Below are 21,341 nucleotides of genomic sequence, written 5' to 3' on the forward strand. Positions count from 1 at the left end.
CTTGGCTGGACCTAGCCCTAGACCTAGAGCCGCAGCCCCCCGTCCACCTCCATGACACGGGCGGTGAAGTAGTCGTTGTCAAAGATGAAGGCAACGCTCTCGGCGATGTCGGCAGGGGCGCCAAGGCGGCGCAGGGGCACGCCTGCGGTCAGTTTTTCGAGCATGTCGTCACGCATGGAGGCGGTCATCTCGGTCTCGATGAAGCCAGGTGCCACCGCGCCCACGCGAATACCATGACGGGCCAGCTCCTTGCCCCAGGTGACGGTCAGAGCGGCAACGCCGGCCTTGGCCGCGGCATAGTTGCTCTGGCCCATGTTGCCAGCGCGCGAGATGCTCGAGATATTGACGATGACACCCCGACGATCATCCTCGATCATGGCCGTGGCGGCGGCACGCCCGCACAGGAATACACCGGTCAGATTGACATCGATGACCGCCTGCCACTCGTCCAGTCCCAGCGTCTTTTCGACCTTGCCGTCGCGCGCCTTGACCAGCAGGCCGTCACGCAGGATACCGGCGTTGTTGACCAGACCGTCGAGCGGCCCCATGTGCTCGCGAATGTCCGCAAAGGCTTCAGTGACAGAGGCCTCGTCTGCCACGTTAGCCACGAAGGCTCTGGCGGTGATGCCGGCATCGAACAGACCATTGACAGCCTGGTCCAGCTGGTCGTTGTCGGTATCGATGAGCGCGACCCGCGCTCCACGGCGTCCCAGATGGTGCGCCATGGCCAGGCCGAGTCCACGGGCTCCGCCGGTGATGGCGATCAGGGCATCGTTGAGTTGCATGCGGTATCCCCTTGCAAGACGCGTCATACACGCGCGTATTCAGATGGTTTTTTGGTAAGGCGCCAAGGCGTGACAGGCCGCACCTGCCGCCAGGCGAAACGGCCGCGCGATACATCCAAGCACCACACATGAGCCCACTAACCATTGGTGCACCGCATCATGACAACCTTTCAAAACCCCCGCCACTCTTCCTTGGTCTAGCGCAAGCCTGCGCAACCCCCTGCGACCGAATCGGGCAAAAAAAGAAGATCTTTGCCACGCCGAGCGGCTGAAACCGTAAGCACGACTGCGCGAGTGGCCGCGCCAGAGTCGGCAAGGCGCTGCCAGCAAATGAAAGCCGCCGCCAGCAGCAAAAGGAAGGCGCCACCAGCAAAACAAAGCCACTGCCAGCAAAAGCCACAGCAACGCTTGAACTCCGAGGTGGCCACCCCCATCTTGAACGGAGATCACAACGCGGAGCTGACATGCCCTTTCTTCTTATCTTCACCATCTTCGCCCTGCTCGACTTCGCTGTACTCTTTTCGGTGGGTAGCGAAATCGGTCTGCTGTCCACCCTGGCGCTGGTGCTGGCCACCGGTTTTATCGGTCTGCACCTGATCCGTCGCGAAGGCGTGGCCACCTTCGCACGCGCTCAGGAGCGTATGTCGCGCGGCGAGATCCCCTCCTCGGAGCTGATGACCGGTGCCGCGCTGATCTTCGGTGGCGCCCTGCTGATGGCGCCGGGTTTTCTGTCTGACGCACTCGGCTTCATGTGCCTGATTCCCAACGCTCGCCGCCTGCTGGGCAAGGCGCTGGCCAAGGTCGGGGTGCGCATGAAGGGCTTCCAGATGGGCGGCACCCATTTCGGCGGTACCGAGGAAGGGGGCTTTGCGGGCCCGAAGGCCAATGCCGATGGATGGGACGAGGCTTCCGGCCGCCGCCGGGATGACACCAGCTGGCGCGAAAGGTCGGCCGGGGATGAAGAACCGCTGGAGGGCGAATTTATCAGCAAGGATGAGCGACGCCGCTAGGGCTTGTCGCATCATCACCTTGTCCCTCGCATCGGCACCCTTCGGGGTGCCGATGCCGTTTCATGGGCCCCGTCAGCCTTGGATGCAAGAAGACAAAAAAATTTTCATCCAAGCCCTTGAAAGCCCCCACTCCAGCCCCACTTACCAGAGCAGCACCAAGCTTCGGTGAGGGAGCACGCTCCCCCGCCATTGACAGGAGGGCCGACAAGGGCCTGCCACTTCATCGGCAGCCCGGCAATGACCTCCAGCTCTCGCCGAGTCGCAGGGCGTCACGACGAGAGTGAACAATGAACCGCCGGGGTGGATGCCCCGGCCTTGCAAAACCATCAGGAGAACGTGAGCAATGAACATCCGTCCCTTGCACGATCGCGTCGTCATCCGTCGCGTTGAGGAAGAGCAGAAGACCGCAGGCGGCATCGTGCTTCCGGGCAACGCCCAGGAAAAACCGACTCGTGGCGAAGTTCTCGCCGTCGGTAACGGCCGGATTCTCGAGAGCGGCGACGTGCGTCCTCTGGACGTCAAGGTCGGCGACACCGTGATCTTCAAGGATGGCTTCGGCGTCGAAAAGCAGAAGATCGACGGCGAGGAAGTCCTGATCATGAGCGAGTCCGACATCCTGGCGGTCGTCGAGGGCTAAGCCCTGCCCCGTAGACTCACTCGTTTCAACGTTCACTTTTGACGCTTAGATTCTAAGGAAGTACAGAAAATGGCAGCGAAACAAGTCAAGTTCTCTGATGATGCCCGCAAGCGCATGGCGCGTGGTGTCGATGTCCTGGCCAATGCCGTCAAGGCTACCCTGGGCCCGAAAGGTCGCAACGTGGTGCTGGAGAAGTCCTTCGGCGCGCCGACCGTGACCAAGGACGGCGTCAGCGTCGCCAAGGAAATCGAACTGAAGGATCGGTTCGAAAACATGGGCGCGCAGATGGTCAAGGAAGTGGCTTCCAAGACTTCCGACGTGGCCGGTGACGGTACCACCACCGCTACCGTGCTGGCCCAGGCCATCGTCGCCGAAGGCCTGAAGGGCGTGACCGCCGGCATGAACCCGATGGACCTCAAGCGCGGCATCGACCAGGCCGTCATCGCTGCGGTCAAGGAAATCCAGGCTCTGTCCGTGCCCTGCACCGACTCCAAGGCCATCGCCCAGGTCGGCACCATCTCCGCCAACGGCGACTCGCGCATCGGCGAGATCATCGCCGAGGCGATGGAGAAGGTCGGCAAGGAAGGCGTCATCACTGTCGATGAAGGCCGTGGCTTCGAAGACGAGCTGGACGTGGTCGAGGGCATGCAGTTCGACCGCGGCTACCTGAGCCCGTACTTCGTCACCAACCAAGACACCATGGCCGTGGAACTGGAAGATCCGTTCATCCTGCTGGTGGACAAGAAGATCTCCAACATCCGCGAACTGCTGCCGACCCTGGAAGCCGTCGCCAAGGCTGGCAAGCCGCTGGTGATCATCGCCGAAGACATCGAAGGCGAAGCGCTGGCTACTCTGGTGGTCAACACCATGCGTGGCATCGTCAAGGTCGCCGCCGCCAAGGCGCCTGGCTTCGGTGATCGCCGCAAGGCCATGCTGCAGGACATCGCGATCCTGACCAACGGCACCGTGATCTCCGAGGAAGTGGGTCTGAACCTCGAGCAGGCCACCCTGGACCACCTGGGCACCGCCAAGCGCGTGACCATGTCCAAGGAAAACACCACCATCATCGATGGTGCCGGCAACGATGGTGACATCGAAGCACGCGTCAACCAGATCCGCGCCCAGATCGAAGAGACTTCCTCCGACTACGATCGCGAGAAGCTCCAGGAGCGTGTCGCCAAGCTGGCCGGCGGTGTTGCCGTCATCCGCGTCGGTGCCGCTACCGAAGTCGAGATGAAGGAGAAGAAGGCCCGCGTCGAGGACGCCCTGCACTCTACCCGCGCCGCGGTCGAGGAAGGTGTCGTGCCTGGCGGTGGTACTGCCCTGATCCGCATCCTGACCAAGATCGCTGGCCTCAAGGGTGACAACGAAGACCAGACTCACGGTATCGCCATCGCCCTGCGCGCCATGGAAGCACCGCTGCGTCAGATCGTCACCAACGCCGGCCAGGAAGCCTCCGTCATCGTCAACCGCATCAAGGATGGCGAAGGCAACTTCGGCTACAACGCCCAGACCGGCGAGTACGGCGACCTGTTCGAAATGGGTGTGCTGGACCCGGCCAAGGTGACTCGCAGCGCGCTGCAGTCCGCTGGCTCCGTTGCTGGCCTGCTGATCACCACCGAAGCCATGATCGCCGACGATCCGGACGAGAAGGACGCTGCTCCGGACATGGGCGGCATGGGTGGAATGGGCGGCATGGGCGGCATGATGTAACGCCTGCCCCGGGCAGCTCCGGCTGCCCGACCCGCGCACCCCAAGCGCACAAAGCCCTGCCTGATGGCAGGGCTTTTTTGTTCTTCACCATTCATCGAGCCGCCTCATCCAGAGGTTGAGGACTTTTCAATTTATTCCCGCCCCCGGGACATGATTCACTATCGGCTGGATCAACTTGCAGGCAACATCATGGATTTGACGCTACTGGACGGCGGCATGGGGCGCGAGCTCAAGCGCATCGGCGCCCCCTTCTCACAGCCCTTGTGGAGCGCCCAGGCGCTGATCGAAGCTCCCGACCGGGTCATCGAGGCCCACCTCAACTTTATCCGGGCCGGCGCCCGAGTGATTACTGCCAACAGCTACGCCTGCGTGCCGTTCCATCTTGGCGAGCGGCGCTATCGGGAAGAGGGGCCGGCACTCGCTTCGCTTGCGGCACGATTGGCAGCGCAAGCGGCAAGCTGCTGGCAGGATGAATCCGTCCAGCCACCGTCGCAAGCCAATGCCCCAGAAGCCTCGCTTAGCGTAGCCGGCTGCCTGCCTCCCGCCCTGGGCAGCTATCGTCCCGATCTGTTCGACCCCTGCCGCGCCAGGGAGATCACCACCGCCCTGTATCATGCGCAGGACCCACACGTGGATCTGTGGCTCGCCGAGACGCTGTCGAGTCTTGCCGAGATCTCGGTCATGCAGGAGGTTCTGGCGGCTTCCGAGAAGCCTCGCTGGTACGCCCTCACCCTGCAGGACGAGGTGTCCGACATCGCACGCCTGCGCTCCGGAGAGTCCGTTGCCGAGGCGACCCAACAGCTATGTCAGGGCGGCGCCGACGCCATCCTGTTCAACTGCTCGATTCCGGAGGTCATGGCGCAGGCACTGGTCGACGCCGGCGACGCCATGCAACGACTCAAGCTATCGCGCCCGCTGGGCGCCTACGCCAACAGCTTCTCGCCGATCGGCGATGCCCACCGGGCCAACACCACCTTGACGGCAGACCGGGAGCTGACCCCGGCAGGCTACCTGGACTACGCCAAACGCTGGCACTCCCTGGGCGCAAGCCTGATCGGCGGATGCTGCGGCATCCATCCGGCTCATATCGAAACACTAGATGCCTGGAAACAGGCCGCCCATCACTAGGGCTTGTCTGAAAAGTGCCTGCGCTCGGTAATACGGCGTTAAAAATCGGCTGGTGCGCCAGCCCGGTCAAAATGCTCATTTACACCCCGTAAACTGCGCTTTCTCACCGATTTTTGCCTTGTCTAACCTTCGCTCGTCGACTTTTCGGACAGCGCCTAGCAACGAGTTCTGCCGCGCTTCCCCTTCGCTCCGCCCTGTCAGCGGCACGACACCCAAGAGCCCAGACCACGGCTGCGACGTCCTTGATCTTCGTCAGGACGACGCAGCGTGGCGACCTGTACTTTCCCCCTTCCTGATCTACAGCAGCGTCGCGCCGCGTCCACGTCGCTAGGCTGTTCGCCCAGCAGATAGCCCGTGGTTTTCCGCCCTTGAAGGTTGCCCCTGTGGCACACCGATGACTCATCGACCGCCAATTCCTCAACGCTCGATCAGGACTCTCCGATGTCACCCTCTCGGCTACTACTTCTCGGCCCCATCGCCTTGTTGCTTCCCGGGGGCTTTACTCTGTTACGTGGGCGTTCCCTGCATGCCGCCCTCGTCTTCCTTGACTGGCTGTCACCGCTGGTCGCATCAGCACTGGGGCTGATAAGCCTGGTCGTCGCCCGCCTGGCGGAGTCTTTCAATCTTGTTACCCATGGCCTGGTCCACAGCATGCATCTGGCACTGTGGAGGCCGCAGCGATGACCGATCACGACAGCCAACTTCCCGCGCTTTCCTATCGGCGCGATGATGAGATAGACCTGCGCGACATCGCCCTGATGTTGCTTGACGGATCGAAGTGGATCCTTGGCAGCGTGGCCACCGCCGTGGTGCTGGCCCTGGTGTTTGTCGCCATAGCCCCGCAAAGCTTCCGTGCGTCAACCAGTTACACGCCCTCGTCGGAAGGATTGCGTCTTCTCAACGAGATGCCCGACATCGACTACTCGGCAGCCTCCACTCAGACAGAACTGGAACTTAAGCTCGGTAGCTTCGGCAACCTGCGCGACTTCATCGACGACCATCCCGAGTGGCAGTCCATCGCCCAGTCGGAGGCCGACGGACAGGACGTGACACTGGATGAGCATCTGCGCCTTCACTACTTCGACAAGCTAACGATCACACGTCCCGGCAAAGACGGGACAGGTCCGCACCAGTTGAGCCTTGTGTATCCAGAGTCGCTGCAGGGGGCTGCTCTACTCAATGACTATCTGGCATGGACGGAGAGGCAATATGCCCAGGTTCTGGCGCAGCGCGCCGAACACTCACTGGAAACGGCGCTGGCACGCAATAGTGAAGAGATGCAGGCACATCTGAAAGCCTACCGGGACAGCGTGAGCGTCGAGATCACACGGCTGCAAGAGCAACATGACGTTCAGCTTGCCGAACTCGATGACCAGCTTCAGGCCGAAAAGAATGCCGAGCGCAAGTCTCGCCAGGAGCGCATTCGCACTCTGACCCAGGCTGAGGCCATCGCACAGAGGCTCGGCATCACCCAGCCCACCTCACCGCCGGCGTTCGGAGAGAACGGACAAACCCAAGTTAGCCACGGTGACAGCGGCAACGCGACAAACCTGCCGCTCTACTTCATGGGCACCCAGGCACTGGCCGCAGAAAAAGAGGTCGTCGAACAAAGCCTGGAGCAGGAAGCCAGCACGCCTGCCATCCGCGAAATCGAGAAAGAGCTCGCGCAATTGCGTCATCAGCGCCAAATCGAAGCGTTGCAGCAACGATCCGACGACTCGTCGTTTGTCGACGCCTACAATCAGTTGAACCAGGAAAATACCCTGCTGCGGGCCAACCGCGTCACCGCCGACGATATCGACATCATCGAGGTGGTCAACCTGGCCTATCGTCCGAACCGTCCAGAAGGCCCGGGCAAGGCCCTGGTGCTGGCACTTGCCGTGATACTGGGGAGCATGCTGGGCGTCATGCTGGTGATGTGTGTATCGTTCGGCCGAAGCCTCAAGCGCTACAGGGCCCAGCGGGCGTGATCTTGCCAACCCGACCTGGGAGCGCCAGAGCTGCACCCCTTGCCACGATCCGCTGGCTCTCCCACGCCATCCCGTAATACGTCCTCCAGCACTAGCCCCGAGTCAGCTCATGGCCTGACTCGGGGAAGCGCCTCGTCCCTACCCACCTTGCCTGTCACGCTCATTGGTTGAATTCAGGAGCCAAAGGGAACAACGGATCACTCCTTGCACCATTGACCGTGCTGGACATCACCCCGGCTTGACCCACTACCCTTGGTTCCCTGAATAAGTGCGCGCCAACCTGGGCATCATGGCTTATCCTGCATAGCGCCTGCGAACGTCAAGCTGGCATCAAGTGGGAACAATATGCCTAACCCACTCTGGAAACCACGATGCCTCAGCAGCATTCGCGTTGTCAGACCTTGGTTGGTCATGTTTTACAGAGCACTTCGGCGATCAATCGAATTGGCACATAAAAAATCTATTAAACTCATGTCAGCATATAAACGCTATATTTTTAATAAGCCGACCAGTCCATATGCGCATTTCAAGTTAACATAGACTTACATACTTACATTCTCCCTGCTACTTTCAACCACAATATAAAGTGCATATAAGCACTATCCCTTGGCTCACGCAGGGCTGATAAACGCCATGTCAACACTTAAACACCTGGTGGCATCCCCCATGATGCTGCTGCTTCCGGGCGCTCTGGCGTTCAGCGAACGACGCTATATCTCGGCGGCCATCATGCTCGCCGCGGCACTTGCGCCCATCTTCCTGCTGTATCTGGACCTGGTCGATACCTCTCATTTTCTTCTTGCGGAAGTGTCTGTCCTGCTCGTTCACCTGCTCGCTCTGACGGCGAGGCTTGCTGTCTGGAATCCTCACGCATGAACTCTTTCAACCATCAAGCCGTCGATCAACCTGAGCATCCTTCCTCTGACGAGATTGACCTGCGAGACATTGCCATCATGCTGATCAACGGATGGCGCTGGATCGCCGTCAGCATGGCAACCTGCCTCGCACTGGCGACGCTCTATCTGGTGGCATCCACACCGTCATACCATTCTTCGCTCGCCTACACCGAGACCAGTGATGGTCTCAATGTGATCAACCGCATTCCGGGGATTGCCATCACTCCCCAGCAGGCCGTTTCCGAACTGGAGATCCGCCTGGGGAGTTACGAGCGCTTCCGCGGCTTCCTCGACCAGCACCCCGACTACGCCGACATGCTGATGCAGGATAGCGCTCCGGAACTCGAAGGCACGGTGCTTCGCACGCAGTTCCGAGAGCTGAAGGTAGCGTCTGGCGACCTCGCCTCCGGTAGCCCCGGGGAGGTTAGCTTCTCCTATCGTGAAGATATCGACGGCGCTGCATTGCTGAACCATTACTTCCAGTGGTCGCAGCGGCAGTACACCGAAGACCTGCTCGCGCGCGTCGATCGTAGCCTGGCCAGCGCCATTTCACGCAATGAGGCAGACATGGAAGCCCACCTGGAGGCCTACGACGCCGAGCTTGACGCGACCGTCACGCGGATGAGCGAGGAGCACTCGATTCGCCGGCTCGAGCTCCAGGATCAGCTTGCCGCCGAACGCGCCGCGGAGCTCGCTTCCCGCGAAGAGCGCATTCGCACCCTGGAAGTAGCAGAAGAGATCGCCGGCATGCTCGGCATCACCAAGCCGACGTCCCCACTATCGTTGGGAGACGCCGATGACGCCGCCCGTATCGTCTACGACAACGTCAGCATCGGCAATGATCTACCACTGTACTTCCTGGGTACCGAAGCCCTGGCGGCCGAGCGTGAGGTATTGAAGCAGGGGCTCGACCAGCCCATCTCCTCGCCGGCCATCCGTCAGATCGAAAAGCAGCTCGAACAGTTGCAGCACCAGCGGCGTATAGAAGCCTTCAATGCCCGCGAGAATGACTCGGCGTTCATTGACGCCTACAACCAGCTACGCCAGGAAAACACTCTGCTGAGGGCCAACCGCATCAACGCCGACGACATCCACGTCGTCGAGGTGGTCAATGTGGCCTATCGCCCAATGCAGCCCGAGGGCCCCGGCAAGGCCCTGGTGATGGCGCTCGCCGTGATCCTCGGGGGCATGCTCGGCGTGATGCTGGTGATGCTGGTGGCGTTCAGCCGCAGCTTAAGGCGGTATCGTTCACAGACAGCCTGATCTTTCCACCACCGTCTCAGGGGCCGCCATCGCGGCCCCTTCGCTTTGGGCGAAAGTGGCGGTATGGTGTCGCTCGTTTTCCCATCGACGGTTGCCGTGCTCCATGACTCAAGCCTTGCCCTTCGCCAATCTGCGCATCGTTCTCGTCCAGACCTACCATCCCGGCAACATCGGCTCCGCCGCTCGCGCGATGAAGACCATGGGCCTGACCGATCTGGTGCTGGTCAATCCACGCGTCTTTCCCGATGAAGAGGCCACCCGCCTGGCCGCAGGTGCGGCAGATGTGGTCGAAAACGCCCGCGTGGTGGAACGTCTCGAGGACGCCATCGATGACTGTGTCAGGGTGGTCGGGGCCAGCGCCAGGCTGAGAAGCCTGCCACTGCCTCACTATGACGAACCGGACGAGATGGCCCAGGCGCTGGTGAAGGACGCGGTGCATGACCCGGTGGCACTGGTCTTCGGCCGCGAGCGCTTCGGCCTGACCAACGACGAAATCCGCCTGTGCTCGCATCAGGTCAGCATTCCGGCCAATCCCGACTACGGCATCCTGAACCTGTCCCAGGCGGTGCAGGTGCTGGCCTACGAGTTGCGCCGGGCGTGGCGCCGACTCCCCTGCTCTGATATCGATGTCGCCGTCGATAGCGATGTCGACAACGTCGCCACTTCGGGGACACCGTCCCGGCTGCGCCAGCCCACCCGCGAGCAGGTCGCCCACTTTCAGGCACATCTGGGCCGGGTGATGCGCGACAGTGGTTTTATTACCCAGCCCCACGCGCGCACCGAGGAACAGCTCCAGGCGCTGTTCGCCCGGGCCACGCCCACGCGCAAGGAACTCTCGCTGCTGCGCGGCCTGCTGTCATCCCTCGAGGCGCACCTGCCCCCTTCCAGCGACGATCGCCAGGACTGACGTCACTACAGCAAAAGGCCCCGCCTGAGCGGGGCCTGGATGGCCATGTCGGGGGTGGCGTCGATCAGCCTTCGATGACGCCACAGGCGACGCGGGCACCGCCACCGCCGAGCTTGGGCTCGTCGGAGTAGTTGTCACCACCGGTGTGAATCATGATGGCGTGGCCTGCCAGGTCCTCCTCGCTGATGCGCGGCGCCAGGGTCGGCAGTGTCGCCTCGCCCTGCTGCCCCACCGCCAGCGCCGGCAGGTCACCCAGGTGGCCGTCACCGTAGGGGCCCTGGTGGGTGCCGGTGTCCTCCGGGTCGAAGTGGCCTCCGGCGGCAGCCGCCGCAACCGTCTCGCCATCCTTCTCGGCCGGCTCGCAGCTCGGGTTCACGTGAACGTGAAGGCCGTGGATGCCGGTATCCAGACCCTCGAGGTCGGGCGTGATCCTGAGACCATGCTCACTATCCTCGAAACTGATGGTGCCGAGGGAGTCGCCAATACCGTCGGTGCTGACGCTGTGCATCTCCACCTCCGTGGCGGCGTGGGCGGCGCCTGTTACCAGCAGGCCTGCCCCCAGCAAGCACGATCCGGCAAATACGCGTGCCTTCAGCATTTTGTCGCTCCTGTCCATGTGTCGATCCTCTCCATCTGTGAACAAGTGTCTTGCTGCGCCCTGGGCTCGATAACTCCTTCATCTTCCCGGGAGCGCCACGACCCACCGGTCGATGAGTCTCCCCCAGCGTGGACCATATCGACGGATCTGCACAACCCGTAGCACTCATGTCTCACTATTGCGGCGGCTCACACGTCGATGTTCGGGCCGGGCCTGGCGCACAAAAAAACGCCCGCGCGAATAGCGCGGGCGTCTGGGCTTTCCGGTGGGCGATCACAGCGTCATCGCCGCCAGCCAGCCAAAGCCGATCAACGGGATGTTGTAGTGCACGAAGGTCGGCACCACGCTGTCCCAGATATGATCATGCTGACGATCCACGTTGAGGCCGGAGGTCGGCCCGAGAGTGGAGTCCGACGCCGGGGAGCCGGCGTCACCCAGGGCGGCGGCGGTGCCGACCAGGGCCACCGTCGCGAGATCGGAGAAGCCGAACTGTACCGCCAGCGGAACGAAGATGGCGGCGATGATCGGGATGGTCGAAAACGACGAGCCGATGCCCAGGGTGATGAACAGCCCCACCAGAAGCATCAAGAGCGCCGCCAGGCCACGGTTGTCGCCGATCACCTCGACGCTGGCGCTGACCAGCGTCTCGATCTCGCCGGTGGCGGTCATCACGGCCGCGAAGCCGGAGGCCGAGATCATGATGAAGCCGATCAGGGCCATCATGCGCATGCCGCTGGTGAACAGATCATCGGCTTCGCGCCAGCGGAAGATGCCGCCCATGGACAACAGCGAAAAGCCCACCAGGCCACCCAGGATCATCGAGCCGGTATAGAGCTGGATGCCGAGCGCAGCGACGATCGCTATCACCGACATGATCAGGCCCAGGGTGTGAGGCTCCTCGATCTCGCTGTGGTCGTGGCCATGGCCGTGGGCCGGCGCATTGCCAAGCTCCACCTCGTCATAGACCCGAGGCTTGCGGTAGGACAGGAACACCGCCACCAGAAGCCCGAGGAACATGCCGGCGACCGGCACGCCCATGGCCATGGGGACCATGGCGCGGTCGATCTCGAGGCCCAGTGCGGCGCCAGCCTCGTTGATGTTGGCCAGCAGGATGTCGTTGAGGAAGATCGCCCCGAAGCCTACCGGCAGCAACATGTAGGGCGCGGTCAGGCCGAAGGTCAGGGTACAGGCGACCGCGCGGCGGTCCATCCTGAGCTGATTCATCACTTTGAGCAGCGGCGGAATCAGGATCGGAATAAAGGCGATGTGGACCGGGATCAGGTTCTGGGAAGAGATCGCCACCAGCAGCACGCTACCGATCAGCAGGTACTTGACCGTGGCCTGACGGGAGGCGCTGGACTCCTGCCCCAGCAGAGTGATCAGGCGGCGTGCCAGCAGGTCCGGCAGGCCCGAGCGAGAGATCGCCACGGCGAAGGCACCGAGGGTGGCGTAGGCCAGCGCCACCTTGGCACCGCCACCGACACCGTCGTTGAAGGCCGCCAGGGTGTCCTCGATGGACAGACCACCGGCCAGGCCGCCCACCAGCGCCCCTACCACCAGGGCCAGCACCACGGAGACCCGCGCCAGCGACAGTCCCACCATCACCAGCACGGCAAGGATTACAGCGTTCATAGACGAATCCAGGTTTAAGTTCGAGAGAGGGTTTGCGCAATCAAGGCTTGTCTGAAAAGCGCCTGCGCTCGCCGGCTTTTCGTGCCAAGCCTGGTGCCTGGCGAGACGGCCTCGACTGCCGTACGTGACGGCGCCTGGGCATTTCGCCGGTAACAGGCGGCGCGAATGGTACCAGAAAAGTCCTGTGGCCGGGATGTCACCAAAGGGTCATGAGGCGGTTATCTGAGTGACACACGCCTGGCCGATACTACCTCTGTGTTCAGGCGACACCGGGCAAGGGACACTGCCCCTCGAGCGTCACGGAGGCGACGGCGCGGGAAGCGCCAAGGGAGCAACACGGGCACAAGGAAGCTGCCCCAGGGAGGAAAGACGGCTAGCTGCGCCACTACTCAAGGGTCGTGGCGCCTTTCTTTGTGGCCATCGTGCAGCCGCCTGGTTGTGTAAACCGACCTAGTCGCTGTCCGTATCGCTGTCTGTGTCGATATCCACTTCGCTATCCGTCGGGACCAGGCTCAGCCAGTCGGCGTAGCGCGCCAGATCATGGCGATCTCCGTTGGTCGCCGGTGACAACCGACCTCGACAGACGTCGCGATACAGCCGCTGCAGTCTTGCCGTCAGGCTATCGGCGGCTATCGGCTCAGCGACCCCGGGTGCCCCGGCACGGGCGCCGATATGGCGACCATCGAGCTCCCGCAACGGCAGTATCTCGGCGGCGGTGCCGGTAACAAAGGCCTCGTCGGCGATGTACAGCTCATCGCGGGTGATGCGGCGCTCCTGCACCTCCACGCCCAACACCTCACGCGCCAATCGGATCACGCTGTCCCGGGTGATCCCCTGCAGGCAGGAGGTGACCTCCGGGGTGTGCAACACCCCGTCTCGATAGAGAAAGACATTGGCCGCGCTGGCCTCGGCCACGTAGCCTTCGGCGTCAAGCATGATCGCCTCGTCAAAGCCCGCCTTCACCGCCGTATTCAATGCCAGCATGCTGTTGACGTAGTGGCCGCTGGTCTTGGCCCGACAGGCGCTGATATTGACGTGATGGCGCGCCCAGGACGAGGTCAGGGCCCTGAGCCCGACGGCAGCGGTCTCGGCGCTGACGTAGGGGCCCAGGTCCCAGGCCACCACCATCACCTGGCAGCTCAGCGCCTTGGCGCGCAGCCCAAGGCCCTCGGGACCGAGAAACACGGTGGGCTTGAGGTAGGCATCGGTCAGTCGGTTGCGGACCAGGCACTGGCTCTGCGCCTGGATCAGCTCTTCATGGCTCCAGGGCACCTCGAGGTCAAGGATATGGGCGCTGTCCAGCAGGCGTCGGGTATGCTCGTGGACCCGAAACAGCCGGGCATTGCCATTGTCGTCACGATAGGCGCGCACCCCCTCGAAGCACCCCATGCCATAGTGCAGCGAGTGGGTCAGCAGATGGGTCGTGGCCTCCCGCCAGGGCAGCCATTCGCCGTTCTTCCAGATCCAGCCGTCGCGCTGGTGCAGTCCACTCATGTGCCTGGCTCCCTGTCCCTGTTCCTGTTTGCGTCGCTGTCCCTGCCACAGACGCAGGCGATAGCCTCTTCAGCCTGGCTGTCGTCGCGGGCCTCGGTGATCTGCCCAGGCCAGTCGCGCCGCCAGCCGTCGATCAGTTCGCGCTGGTGGGGCTGCAGTGCCTGATAGCCCCAGGCAGCGATCTCGTCGTTCTGTGGGTCATCCACGCCGATGTCGCTGTCGGCCAGCGCCTGAATCACGGCATGGCCGCACAGCGGGACATAGCCTTCCGAGTAGCCACCTTCGTGGACGACCACCAGGCGCCCTTCACAACATCGCTGAGCCAGCGCCTTGACCGACTGGGCCATGCGCCCGAAGGCATGGCTATTGAGCAGCATCTTGCCCAGCGGGTCCTTGGCACAGGCGTCATAGCCACAGGCCACCACGACCAGATCCGGCGCGAAGGCCTCGATGGCCGGCAGCACCAGGCGCTCGAACGCATAGTCGTAGGCGCCAAGCCCCGAGCCCGGCGGCAACGGCAGGTTGAGGCAGGACCCCGACGCGCCCTCACCGCCCTGCTCGTCGAAGCCACCGGTCTCGAGCGGATAGTTGCCGGCCTGGTGCAGCGATACCGTCAGCACCTCGGGGTCGTCCCAGAAGGCGCTCTGCTGGCCGTTGCCGTGGTGTACGTCCCAGTCGAGGATCGCCACCCGCCGCACCAGCCCCAGTGCCTTCGCTCGCATCACCGCCACCGGAATATTGCCGAGCAGGCAGAAGCCGCGACCGCGATCGGCTTCGGCGTGGTGCCCCGGTGGACGGCACAGCGCATAGGCGCTGGCGTGGGTGCCACGGGCCACCGCCTCCACCGCTGCGATGGCAAGCCCGGCGGACTGCCGGGCGCTGGCAAGACTGCCCGGGCGATAGGGCGCGGCCTCGCCGGCATCGCCACCCAGGCCCGCATCACCCGCCTCCAGCGCATCAAGGTAGTCTTGCGTGTGGAAGCGCTGCAGGTCCTCGCGGCCGGCCGCCGGCGGCTTCACCACCTCAAGCTCGTCGATCAGCCCGCTGACCTCCAGCAGGTTCTTGAGACGGCGCTTGCTCTCCGGGCTCTCCGAGGCCGGCTGGGGCTGCAGCCAGGGCCCTGGCGCCGAGAACACCCCGATCGCCCCCTGGTCGTGCCAGAAGCAGCGCTCGTGCCAATAGAAACCGGTCGTCTTGCTGTGGCTCATGGGCGACCTCAGGCTTGGGGCAAGGCGGCCACCACCATGATCTCGACCTTCCACTCCGGCCGGGCCAGGCGCGCTTCCACCGCGGCACGCACCGGCGGACGTCCGGGGCTGACCCAGGCGTCCCAGGCGGCATTCATCTCGTCAAATTCGGCCATGTCGGTAACCCACACCTGGGCCGAGATCAGTCGATCCTTGGAGGTCCCGGCCTTGGCCAGCAGTTCGTCGATTCGCGCCAGCACCTGCTCGGTCTGGCCGCGCATGCCTTGGCTGGCGTCCGCCGGTACCTGGCCGGAGAGGTAGACGGTGCCATTGTGCACGGCGATCTGGCTCATGCGGTCGTTGCTGTCGTGAAGGGTCGGGCTCATGGTGTTTTCCTTGTGGGAGATCATCCGCGGGATGATCGTTGGGCTAAGTATTGAGCTGTATCAGGCGTTATCAAGCTATGGTCAGGCGTCGTTGAATCCGCGCAGGAAGGCGGCCAGGTTATGGCTCAAGGCCGCGGTCGGATAGCCGCCCTCCTGCACCAGCACGGTGGGCAGGCCCAGCTCACCGATCTGACGACCGATGGCGACGAAGTCCGGGGTTTCAAGCGTCAGCCCCGCCAGCGGGTCGTCCTTGTGGGCATCGAGTCCCAGCGCCACGACCAGCGCGTCCGGGCTGAAGCTCGCCATGGCGTCGAGCAGTTCATCGAGACCGGCCTGAAAGGCCTCGATACCGCTGCCCAGTGCCAGCGGCACATTGAGGTTGGCGCCGAGTCCAGGACCGATACCGGTCTCGCCGGCACCGCCCCAGTAGTAGGGATAGAAGTCGCTGGGATCGACGTGCAGCGATCCTGTCCAGACGTCGCCACGGTCGTAGAAGATGTCCTGGGTGCCGTTACCGTGGTGGAGGTCGATGTCGAGAATCGCCACCTGGGACACATGCTCGCGCAGCACCGTGGCCGCCAGGGCCGCGTTGTTCAGAAAACAGAAGCCCCCGGCACGATCGGGACCGGCGTGGTGCCCCGGCGGACGACACAGAGCGTAGGCGGTGCCGCCGCCGGCGACGATGCTTTCGGCGGCGGCCTGGGCGGTAGCGGCACTGGCCAGGATGCCTTGAAAGCTGGTCTCGGTCATCGGACAGGCCATGTCGTGCATGTGCCAGCCCACCTGCCCCACCGGATGGCGCGGGTAGTGCTTGCCGCCGCCGCAGGGGTGGACGTTCGGCGCCACGAATTCGGTGGCGTCCGGCAACGCCTGCCAGCGGGCATGGATGGTCTCGAGAAAATCCAGGTAGCGCTCGCTGTGGATCTCCTTGAGACGCTCCCTGAGCGTGGGACTGTCGACCTCGGCCGGCGCGGTCAGGGCCAGGCCGACCTCGGCCAGGCCTTCGCTCAGAAGCTCCGCCCGGCGGGGCCCTTCGGGGGAATCGGTGAGGGCTCCACGCTTCAGGAACTGAGGCGGCGCGTGACGTTCCTGGTCAGGATGGTAGAAAAGTTTCATCTGCATCTGTCTCCGGTGATGACGCTCCGTCACTGCTCACGTCAGTCGAGCAGCGAGGGGATCCATGTCGATAGTGCCGGAAAACCCGCCAGCAACACCACTACCAGGATAAAGGCGGTATAAAACGGCAGCGACGCCAGGATCGCCTTTTCGTAGGGGACCTGGGCGATTCTTGCCGCCGTCATCAACGTCATGCCCACCGGTGGCGTGACGTTGGCGATGTTGAGGGTGACGATCATGACGATGGCGAAGTGCAGTGGATCGAAACCCAGGCTGACCATCGCCGGCACCACCACAGGGCCGATGACCACTAGCGCCGGCAGTACATCCATGACCGTGCCGATGACGATCAGCAACAGGCACACCAGCAAGATCTGCACGAAGGCGACATCGCTCAGGGAGGTGATCAGGCTCGCCGCCTCCCGGGCGACGCCAGAGCGGGTGACAAACCAGCCGAGCACCGCCGAGGTCGCCAGCAGAAAGAACACGACACCGGAAAACTTGACCGTGGTCACGAGCGCCTGGGCCACCTTGGCCAGGGTCAGGTTGCGATAGAACAGCATGCCGATCAGGATCGCGTACACTGCGGCAAAGCCTGAAGCTTCGGTGATGGTGGTCATGCCCGAGAGTATCCCGCCGAGGATGATCAATGGCACCAGCATGGCCGGCAGCGCCGAGAAGAATGCCAGCAGAGCCATCTTCAGCGGTGTCGGCGCCTGCTTGGGGTAGCCCCGCCGCCAGGCCAGCACGATGCTGGTGGCCAGCAGCGCCACGGTCATCAGAATGCCCGGCACGATGCCTCCGGCAAACAGGTCGATGACCGAGACGTCCCGCAGCAGGGTGGCGTACACCACCATCACCACGCTTGGGGGAATGATCGGCCCGATGATCGAGGAACAGGCGGTGATCGCCGCCGCGTATTCGGCGTCGTAGCCCTGCTTCTTCATCTCCGGAATCATGATCTTGCCGATCGCCACGGTATCGGTGATGGCGGCCCCGGTCAGCCCGGCGAAGAACAGCGACACCGTCACGTTGACGTGAGACAGCGCCCCCCTCACCCGACCGAACAGCGCATTGTTGAAGGCGATCAGCTTCTGGGTCAGCCCGCCCTGGTTCATCAACTCGGCGGTAAAGATGAAGTACGGCACGGCGATCAGCATGTAGCCGGAGACACCGGAGAACATGCGATCGGCGATGATCCCCACCAGGCGCTCGCCGCCCAGCTCATAGACCCCGGCAACTCCCGAGATCGCCATGACCACGGCGACCGGGGCGCCGATCGCCAACACCAGGATAAAGGCCAGAATCGCGGCGGTCATGAGCGTGTCTGCCGGGCGACAGCGTCGCCTTGTGGTGAAGAGGGATCGGAGGATTCGACACGGCTGTCGACCGCCTGCTCGGCGTTGCTGCCGGCGCCATTGTCATTGGAATGGATCGCCTGCTCGATCACCGCGTCGCTGTCGATGAAGTGCTCGAGCAGTGCAAAGCCGTGCACCAGATGCAGCGCGATGATGGCGCCGGTCAGCGGCACCGCGAAGGTGGTCCACTTGTAGGAAATCTGAATACTGTCGGACACCATGTAGCTCTGGCGGGCGTTGGAAAAGAAGTCCCAGCCGTAGAACATCATCAGCACCGCCAGCGCGCCGATGACGGCCAGGGTCGCGCCGGCTGCCAGCACCACCAGCGGGCGCGGCAGCAGCTTGACCAGCAGTATCATGGCCACGTGCTCACCGGAATGCAGCGCGATGGTCGAGGAGATGAGCCCGATCCACGGTAGGAACAGGCGGGCCAGGGAATAGGTCCAGCTGAGCGCCCCACCGGTAAACAGGGTGTACAGAAACCCGGTGAACGAAATACCCAGCATGGCCAGGACGCAGCCGACGCAGAACACGATGGCGAGGCGATTGACGCCGTCGCTCAGGCGCTGGAGCCAGGCCTGAAGAGATCGCAGTGATGACATGACAGGAGAACTCGGGCAAGGCGGTGGGCACTGGCGGGGCGGCCTGGCCGCCCCGCCGCGACAATCACTGGCCGTAGCGGCTGTAGGCCTCTTGCGGCAGCGACTGGCGCAGGCCATCGACCTCGGCCAGCAGGTCGTCGATCAAGGCGGCGTCGAGTCCGAAGTCGTCGACGATCCAGCTCTTCCAGGCCGGACGCGCCACCTCGGCCATGCGCTGACGCTCTTCTGCCGGCATCAGGTAGCACTCCTCGAAGATCTCGCAGGACGTCTGCCAGCTGGCGGTCGCCAGCATGCCGGAAGCGCCATGGCTCAGGCTGACCGCCTCACGGGCGGCGTTGGTGATGACCCGCTGGTGCTCCTCGGGCAGCTCCTGAAACCAGCTCTCGCTGACCATCCAGCTGGCGCTGTTGTACACGTGCCCGGTCAGGGTGGTGTAGTCGGTCACCTCGTCCAGGCCGAAGGTGGTGTTGATCACCGGCGCGTTGAACTGACCGTCGGCGAGTCCGGTCTCCAGCGCGGTGATCAGCTCGCCCCACGGCAGCGGTGTGGCGGAGGCACCCAGCGCCTCCATGGTGGCGACGTGGGCCGGGTTTTCCTCGGTGCGGATGTTGAGCCCCTCGAGGTCATCCACGGTCTTGATCAGCCGCTCGTTGTTGGTGAAGGCGACAAAGCCGCCACCATCATCGAAGGTCCCCAGATAGCGCATGTCCGCCTGTTCGATGGCGCCCTGCATGAAGTCGGCGAACCACTCGCCATCGAAGAAGGCCCAGGCCTGGCGCCAGTCATCGAACAGGAAGGGGGCCGTCACCGCCTGATACTCGGGGTAGAACGACGACATCGCGCCGGAGGTCAGAATGGCGGACTGCAGCGCCCTGCCACCGGCCTGGACCTGGGAGCCGGTCTCCACCTCGGAGCCCATCTGGCCGCCACCGAAGATGCTGACGGTGACGTCCCCTTCGGTGCGACTTTCCACCAGCTCCTTGAAGTGGACCAGGGCAGGATAGATGGCGTTGTTGGTCAGGTTCTCGGGGATCAGGGTAGCGATGGCCATCTCGTAGGACTGAGCCTGCGCCTGGGACGCCATCAGCGCCAGCGGCAGCGCCGCGAGCGCCAGCATCGGCGCTCGTCGCCGCTGTCTGGACTGTTGGCGACGGCCACGGCCACGCCGGGCGCCGACCTCGTGGTTGTCGTGCGAGCGGCGATCAGCCGCAATGCGGTCGTCAGTGTGGGCGGAGGCAGGAAGGGAGGTCGAAGACATCGGTAACTCCGGTTGTTGTCATGGTTGTTGTCATTGTTGATGGCGCCGAATCAAGGCCGGCGCCGAGAGACTCCTTTTCAGGCTATGCGCGAAACCCATCGTCAACTTGCCCGAGACTACGAAAACCTTGCCCGGGACTCAGGCAAACCGTGTCGTCGGACACAACGTCACCGCGACGAGAGGAGAAAAGTGACAGGTGGCTGAGCGCGAGAGCGGAGAGAGGCTGAATCGCTGTTTAGAAACCTGTGCGCTCCTGGGAGGGCGCCACCCCATGAACCCTGCGATAAGCTCGGGAAAAACTGCCCTGGTCACGAAAGCCCACCAGCGCCCCAATCTGCCCCAGCGGCAACTCGCTGTGACGGATCAGCGCCTGGGCGTGGCTCAACCGGCGTCGACGAACATAGGCCTGCGGCGTCATCCCGGTGGCCTGGCGAAAGCTGGCGTGGAAGTGACCGGGGCTAAGCGCGCACAAGGACGCCAGGTCATCCACGCGAATGTCGCTGGCCAGGTGCCTATCGATCCAGTCGTCCAGCAGACGAAGATCGAGCCGACCGCTGACGCCCGTCGATCGTGCAGGGGCACAGGTTTCGCTGGAAGCCTCCAGATGGAGATAGAGCGCGCGTAACAGAAGCGCTGCGATATCGTTGCCCAGGGTGGGGAATTGATCCAGTTGCCGCATCAGGCTGTCGGCAAGTCGCTGCAATTCGGGGGGCACCGCAAAGAAACGCGGTCGCTCGAACAGTCGGGCCACGTCGACGTCTGGCAGCCCGAAGACCACCGGCACGTCGAGCACGAAGGTACGATTGTTGCCGTCTCCCAGGTAGTCGTGATGGCAGTTGCCTGGAATCAGGCAACCACGCTCGGCGGTGACCCGTTGCTCCCGCCCCTCAAGGGATAGTTCGGTACTGCCGCAGGTGGGCAGAATCAACTGGTGGTAGCCGTGCACGTGGGAGACGTGCTCGTTGGCCAGGGTCTTGGTCCTGAGATCGATCCGGCTCACGATCGCCTCGCCTGAAGAAGATACCTCTACCATGCCGCTCACCGAACAGCCTGACAAGCCGGGGCGAACGCCCGGCTTCACGCGACCTCAACGCTTGTCGCCTGGGCATCCTTGTGGCGGGGGCATGGCGGCCGTTGTCAGACTCGGCGTCTTCTCAACAGCGACCCTTCTTGGCCTGTCCCGGCGGACAGAAGTCGCCACCGTCATGATCTCGATGGTCGCGATGATCGTCGTCAATGATGATCAGTGGCTCCGGCGAGACCCGTGCGGGGTCATAGCTGCAGCCCACCATCAACACGGCCATCACCAGGAAAACAATCCGCCCAACGGTTCGCATATGCATGACTCCTTCCGTTCAAATTGACACCAGACTAACGCAAAGGTCGCCTTTTCACCGCTGT

20 protein-coding genes are annotated in these 21,341 nt (G+C 63.3%); 8 read left to right on the forward strand and 12 right to left on the reverse strand.

The window, feature by feature from the left end; translation table 11 throughout:
• Positions 1 to 23: 23 nt before the first annotated feature.
• Positions 24 to 785 (reverse strand): SDR family NAD(P)-dependent oxidoreductase, encoded by a 762-nt coding sequence (locus RBB39_RS02250; RefSeq protein ID WP_045994575.1) that lies wholly within the window; start codon positions 783 to 785, stop codon positions 24 to 26.
• A 464-nt stretch (positions 786 to 1,249) separates the two neighbouring features.
• On the opposite strand from RBB39_RS02250, the gene RBB39_RS02255 reads away from it, so the two are divergent.
• From RBB39_RS02255 to RBB39_RS02290, 8 genes are all read left to right on the forward strand, one after another.
• Positions 1,250 to 1,795 (forward strand): FxsA family protein, encoded by a 546-nt coding sequence (locus tag RBB39_RS02255; protein ID WP_306168731.1) that lies wholly within the window; start codon positions 1,250 to 1,252, stop codon positions 1,793 to 1,795.
• 343 nt (positions 1,796 to 2,138) lie between these two features.
• Positions 2,139 to 2,432 (forward strand): co-chaperone GroES, encoded by a 294-nt coding sequence (locus tag RBB39_RS02260; protein WP_045994577.1) that lies wholly within the window; start codon positions 2,139 to 2,141, stop codon positions 2,430 to 2,432.
• Between the two features lie 69 nt (positions 2,433 to 2,501).
• Positions 2,502 to 4,145: a chaperonin GroEL gene (gene groL / locus RBB39_RS02265; RefSeq protein ID WP_045994578.1), complete on the forward strand. Its 1,644-nt coding sequence runs from the start codon at positions 2,502 to 2,504 to the stop codon at positions 4,143 to 4,145.
• Between the two features lie 189 nt (positions 4,146 to 4,334).
• Positions 4,335 to 5,273, forward strand: coding sequence for a homocysteine S-methyltransferase family protein (locus RBB39_RS02270; protein WP_306168732.1), 939 nt, complete (start codon positions 4,335 to 4,337; stop codon positions 5,271 to 5,273).
• 680 nt (positions 5,274 to 5,953) lie between these two features.
• Positions 5,954 to 7,243 (forward strand): GNVR domain-containing protein, encoded by a 1,290-nt coding sequence (locus RBB39_RS02275; protein WP_306168733.1) that lies wholly within the window; start codon positions 5,954 to 5,956, stop codon positions 7,241 to 7,243.
• Positions 7,244 to 7,909: 666 nt separating this feature from the next.
• On the forward strand, positions 7,910 to 8,119 hold the full coding sequence (locus tag RBB39_RS02280; protein WP_253028577.1) for a hypothetical protein: 210 nt from the start codon (positions 7,910 to 7,912) through the stop codon (positions 8,117 to 8,119).
• Positions 8,116 to 9,402 (forward strand): GNVR domain-containing protein, encoded by a 1,287-nt coding sequence (locus RBB39_RS02285; protein ID WP_253028576.1) that lies wholly within the window; start codon positions 8,116 to 8,118, stop codon positions 9,400 to 9,402. The genes RBB39_RS02280 and RBB39_RS02285 overlap by 4 nt, the downstream gene beginning before the upstream one ends.
• 103 nt (positions 9,403 to 9,505) lie before the next feature.
• On the forward strand, positions 9,506 to 10,309 hold the full coding sequence (locus tag RBB39_RS02290) for an RNA methyltransferase (protein WP_124804420.1): 804 nt from the start codon (positions 9,506 to 9,508) through the stop codon (positions 10,307 to 10,309).
• A gap of 64 nt (positions 10,310 to 10,373) precedes the next feature.
• Here RBB39_RS02290 and sodC read toward each other — a convergent pair whose 3' ends face one another.
• The 11 genes from sodC to RBB39_RS02345 form a co-directional block, all read right to left on the reverse strand.
• A complete protein-coding gene (sodC, locus tag RBB39_RS02295) occupies positions 10,374 to 10,907 on the reverse strand; it encodes a superoxide dismutase family protein (RefSeq protein ID WP_124804419.1) in 534 nt (177 codons plus the stop codon).
• A 273-nt stretch (positions 10,908 to 11,180) separates the two neighbouring features.
• Positions 11,181 to 12,539 (reverse strand): Na+/H+ antiporter family protein, encoded by a 1,359-nt coding sequence (locus RBB39_RS02300; protein ID WP_306168734.1) that lies wholly within the window; start codon positions 12,537 to 12,539, stop codon positions 11,181 to 11,183.
• 450 nt (positions 12,540 to 12,989) lie between these two features.
• Entirely contained in the window at positions 12,990 to 14,033 is a 1,044-nt protein-coding gene (locus tag RBB39_RS02305) for a branched-chain amino acid transaminase (RefSeq protein ID WP_045994851.1), read from the reverse strand.
• Positions 14,030 to 15,241: a class II histone deacetylase gene (locus tag RBB39_RS02310; RefSeq protein ID WP_306168735.1), complete on the reverse strand. Its 1,212-nt coding sequence runs from the start codon at positions 15,239 to 15,241 to the stop codon at positions 14,030 to 14,032. Before RBB39_RS02310 ends, RBB39_RS02305 begins: the two co-directional genes overlap by 4 nt.
• 8 nt (positions 15,242 to 15,249) lie before the next feature.
• A complete protein-coding gene (locus RBB39_RS02315; protein WP_108132815.1) occupies positions 15,250 to 15,606 on the reverse strand; it encodes a RidA family protein in 357 nt (118 codons plus the stop codon).
• A gap of 81 nt (positions 15,607 to 15,687) precedes the next feature.
• Complete coding sequence (locus tag RBB39_RS02320; protein WP_045994862.1) at positions 15,688 to 16,722, reverse strand: histone deacetylase family protein; 1,035 nt, start codon at positions 16,720 to 16,722, stop codon at positions 15,688 to 15,690.
• A 41-nt stretch (positions 16,723 to 16,763) separates the two neighbouring features.
• A complete protein-coding gene (locus RBB39_RS02325; protein WP_108132764.1) occupies positions 16,764 to 18,041 on the reverse strand; it encodes a TRAP transporter large permease in 1,278 nt (425 codons plus the stop codon).
• Positions 18,038 to 18,682, reverse strand: coding sequence for a TRAP transporter small permease (locus RBB39_RS02330; RefSeq protein ID WP_306168736.1), 645 nt, complete (start codon positions 18,680 to 18,682; stop codon positions 18,038 to 18,040). The genes RBB39_RS02325 and RBB39_RS02330 overlap by 4 nt, the downstream gene beginning before the upstream one ends.
• A gap of 64 nt (positions 18,683 to 18,746) precedes the next feature.
• Positions 18,747 to 19,799: a TRAP transporter substrate-binding protein DctP gene (gene dctP, locus RBB39_RS02335; RefSeq protein ID WP_045994863.1), complete on the reverse strand. Its 1,053-nt coding sequence runs from the start codon at positions 19,797 to 19,799 to the stop codon at positions 18,747 to 18,749.
• Between the two features lie 376 nt (positions 19,800 to 20,175).
• Positions 20,176 to 20,940 (reverse strand): AraC family transcriptional regulator, encoded by a 765-nt coding sequence (locus tag RBB39_RS02340; RefSeq protein WP_045994864.1) that lies wholly within the window; start codon positions 20,938 to 20,940, stop codon positions 20,176 to 20,178.
• A 154-nt stretch (positions 20,941 to 21,094) separates the two neighbouring features.
• A complete protein-coding gene (locus RBB39_RS02345; RefSeq protein ID WP_213229830.1) occupies positions 21,095 to 21,277 on the reverse strand; it encodes a hypothetical protein in 183 nt (60 codons plus the stop codon).
• Positions 21,278 to 21,341: the final 64 nt, after the last annotated feature.

Source organism: Halomonas sp. MMSF_3323 (assembly GCF_030733595.1).
GTDB classification, from domain to species: Bacteria; Pseudomonadota; Gammaproteobacteria; order Pseudomonadales; family Halomonadaceae; genus Halomonas; species Halomonas litopenaei.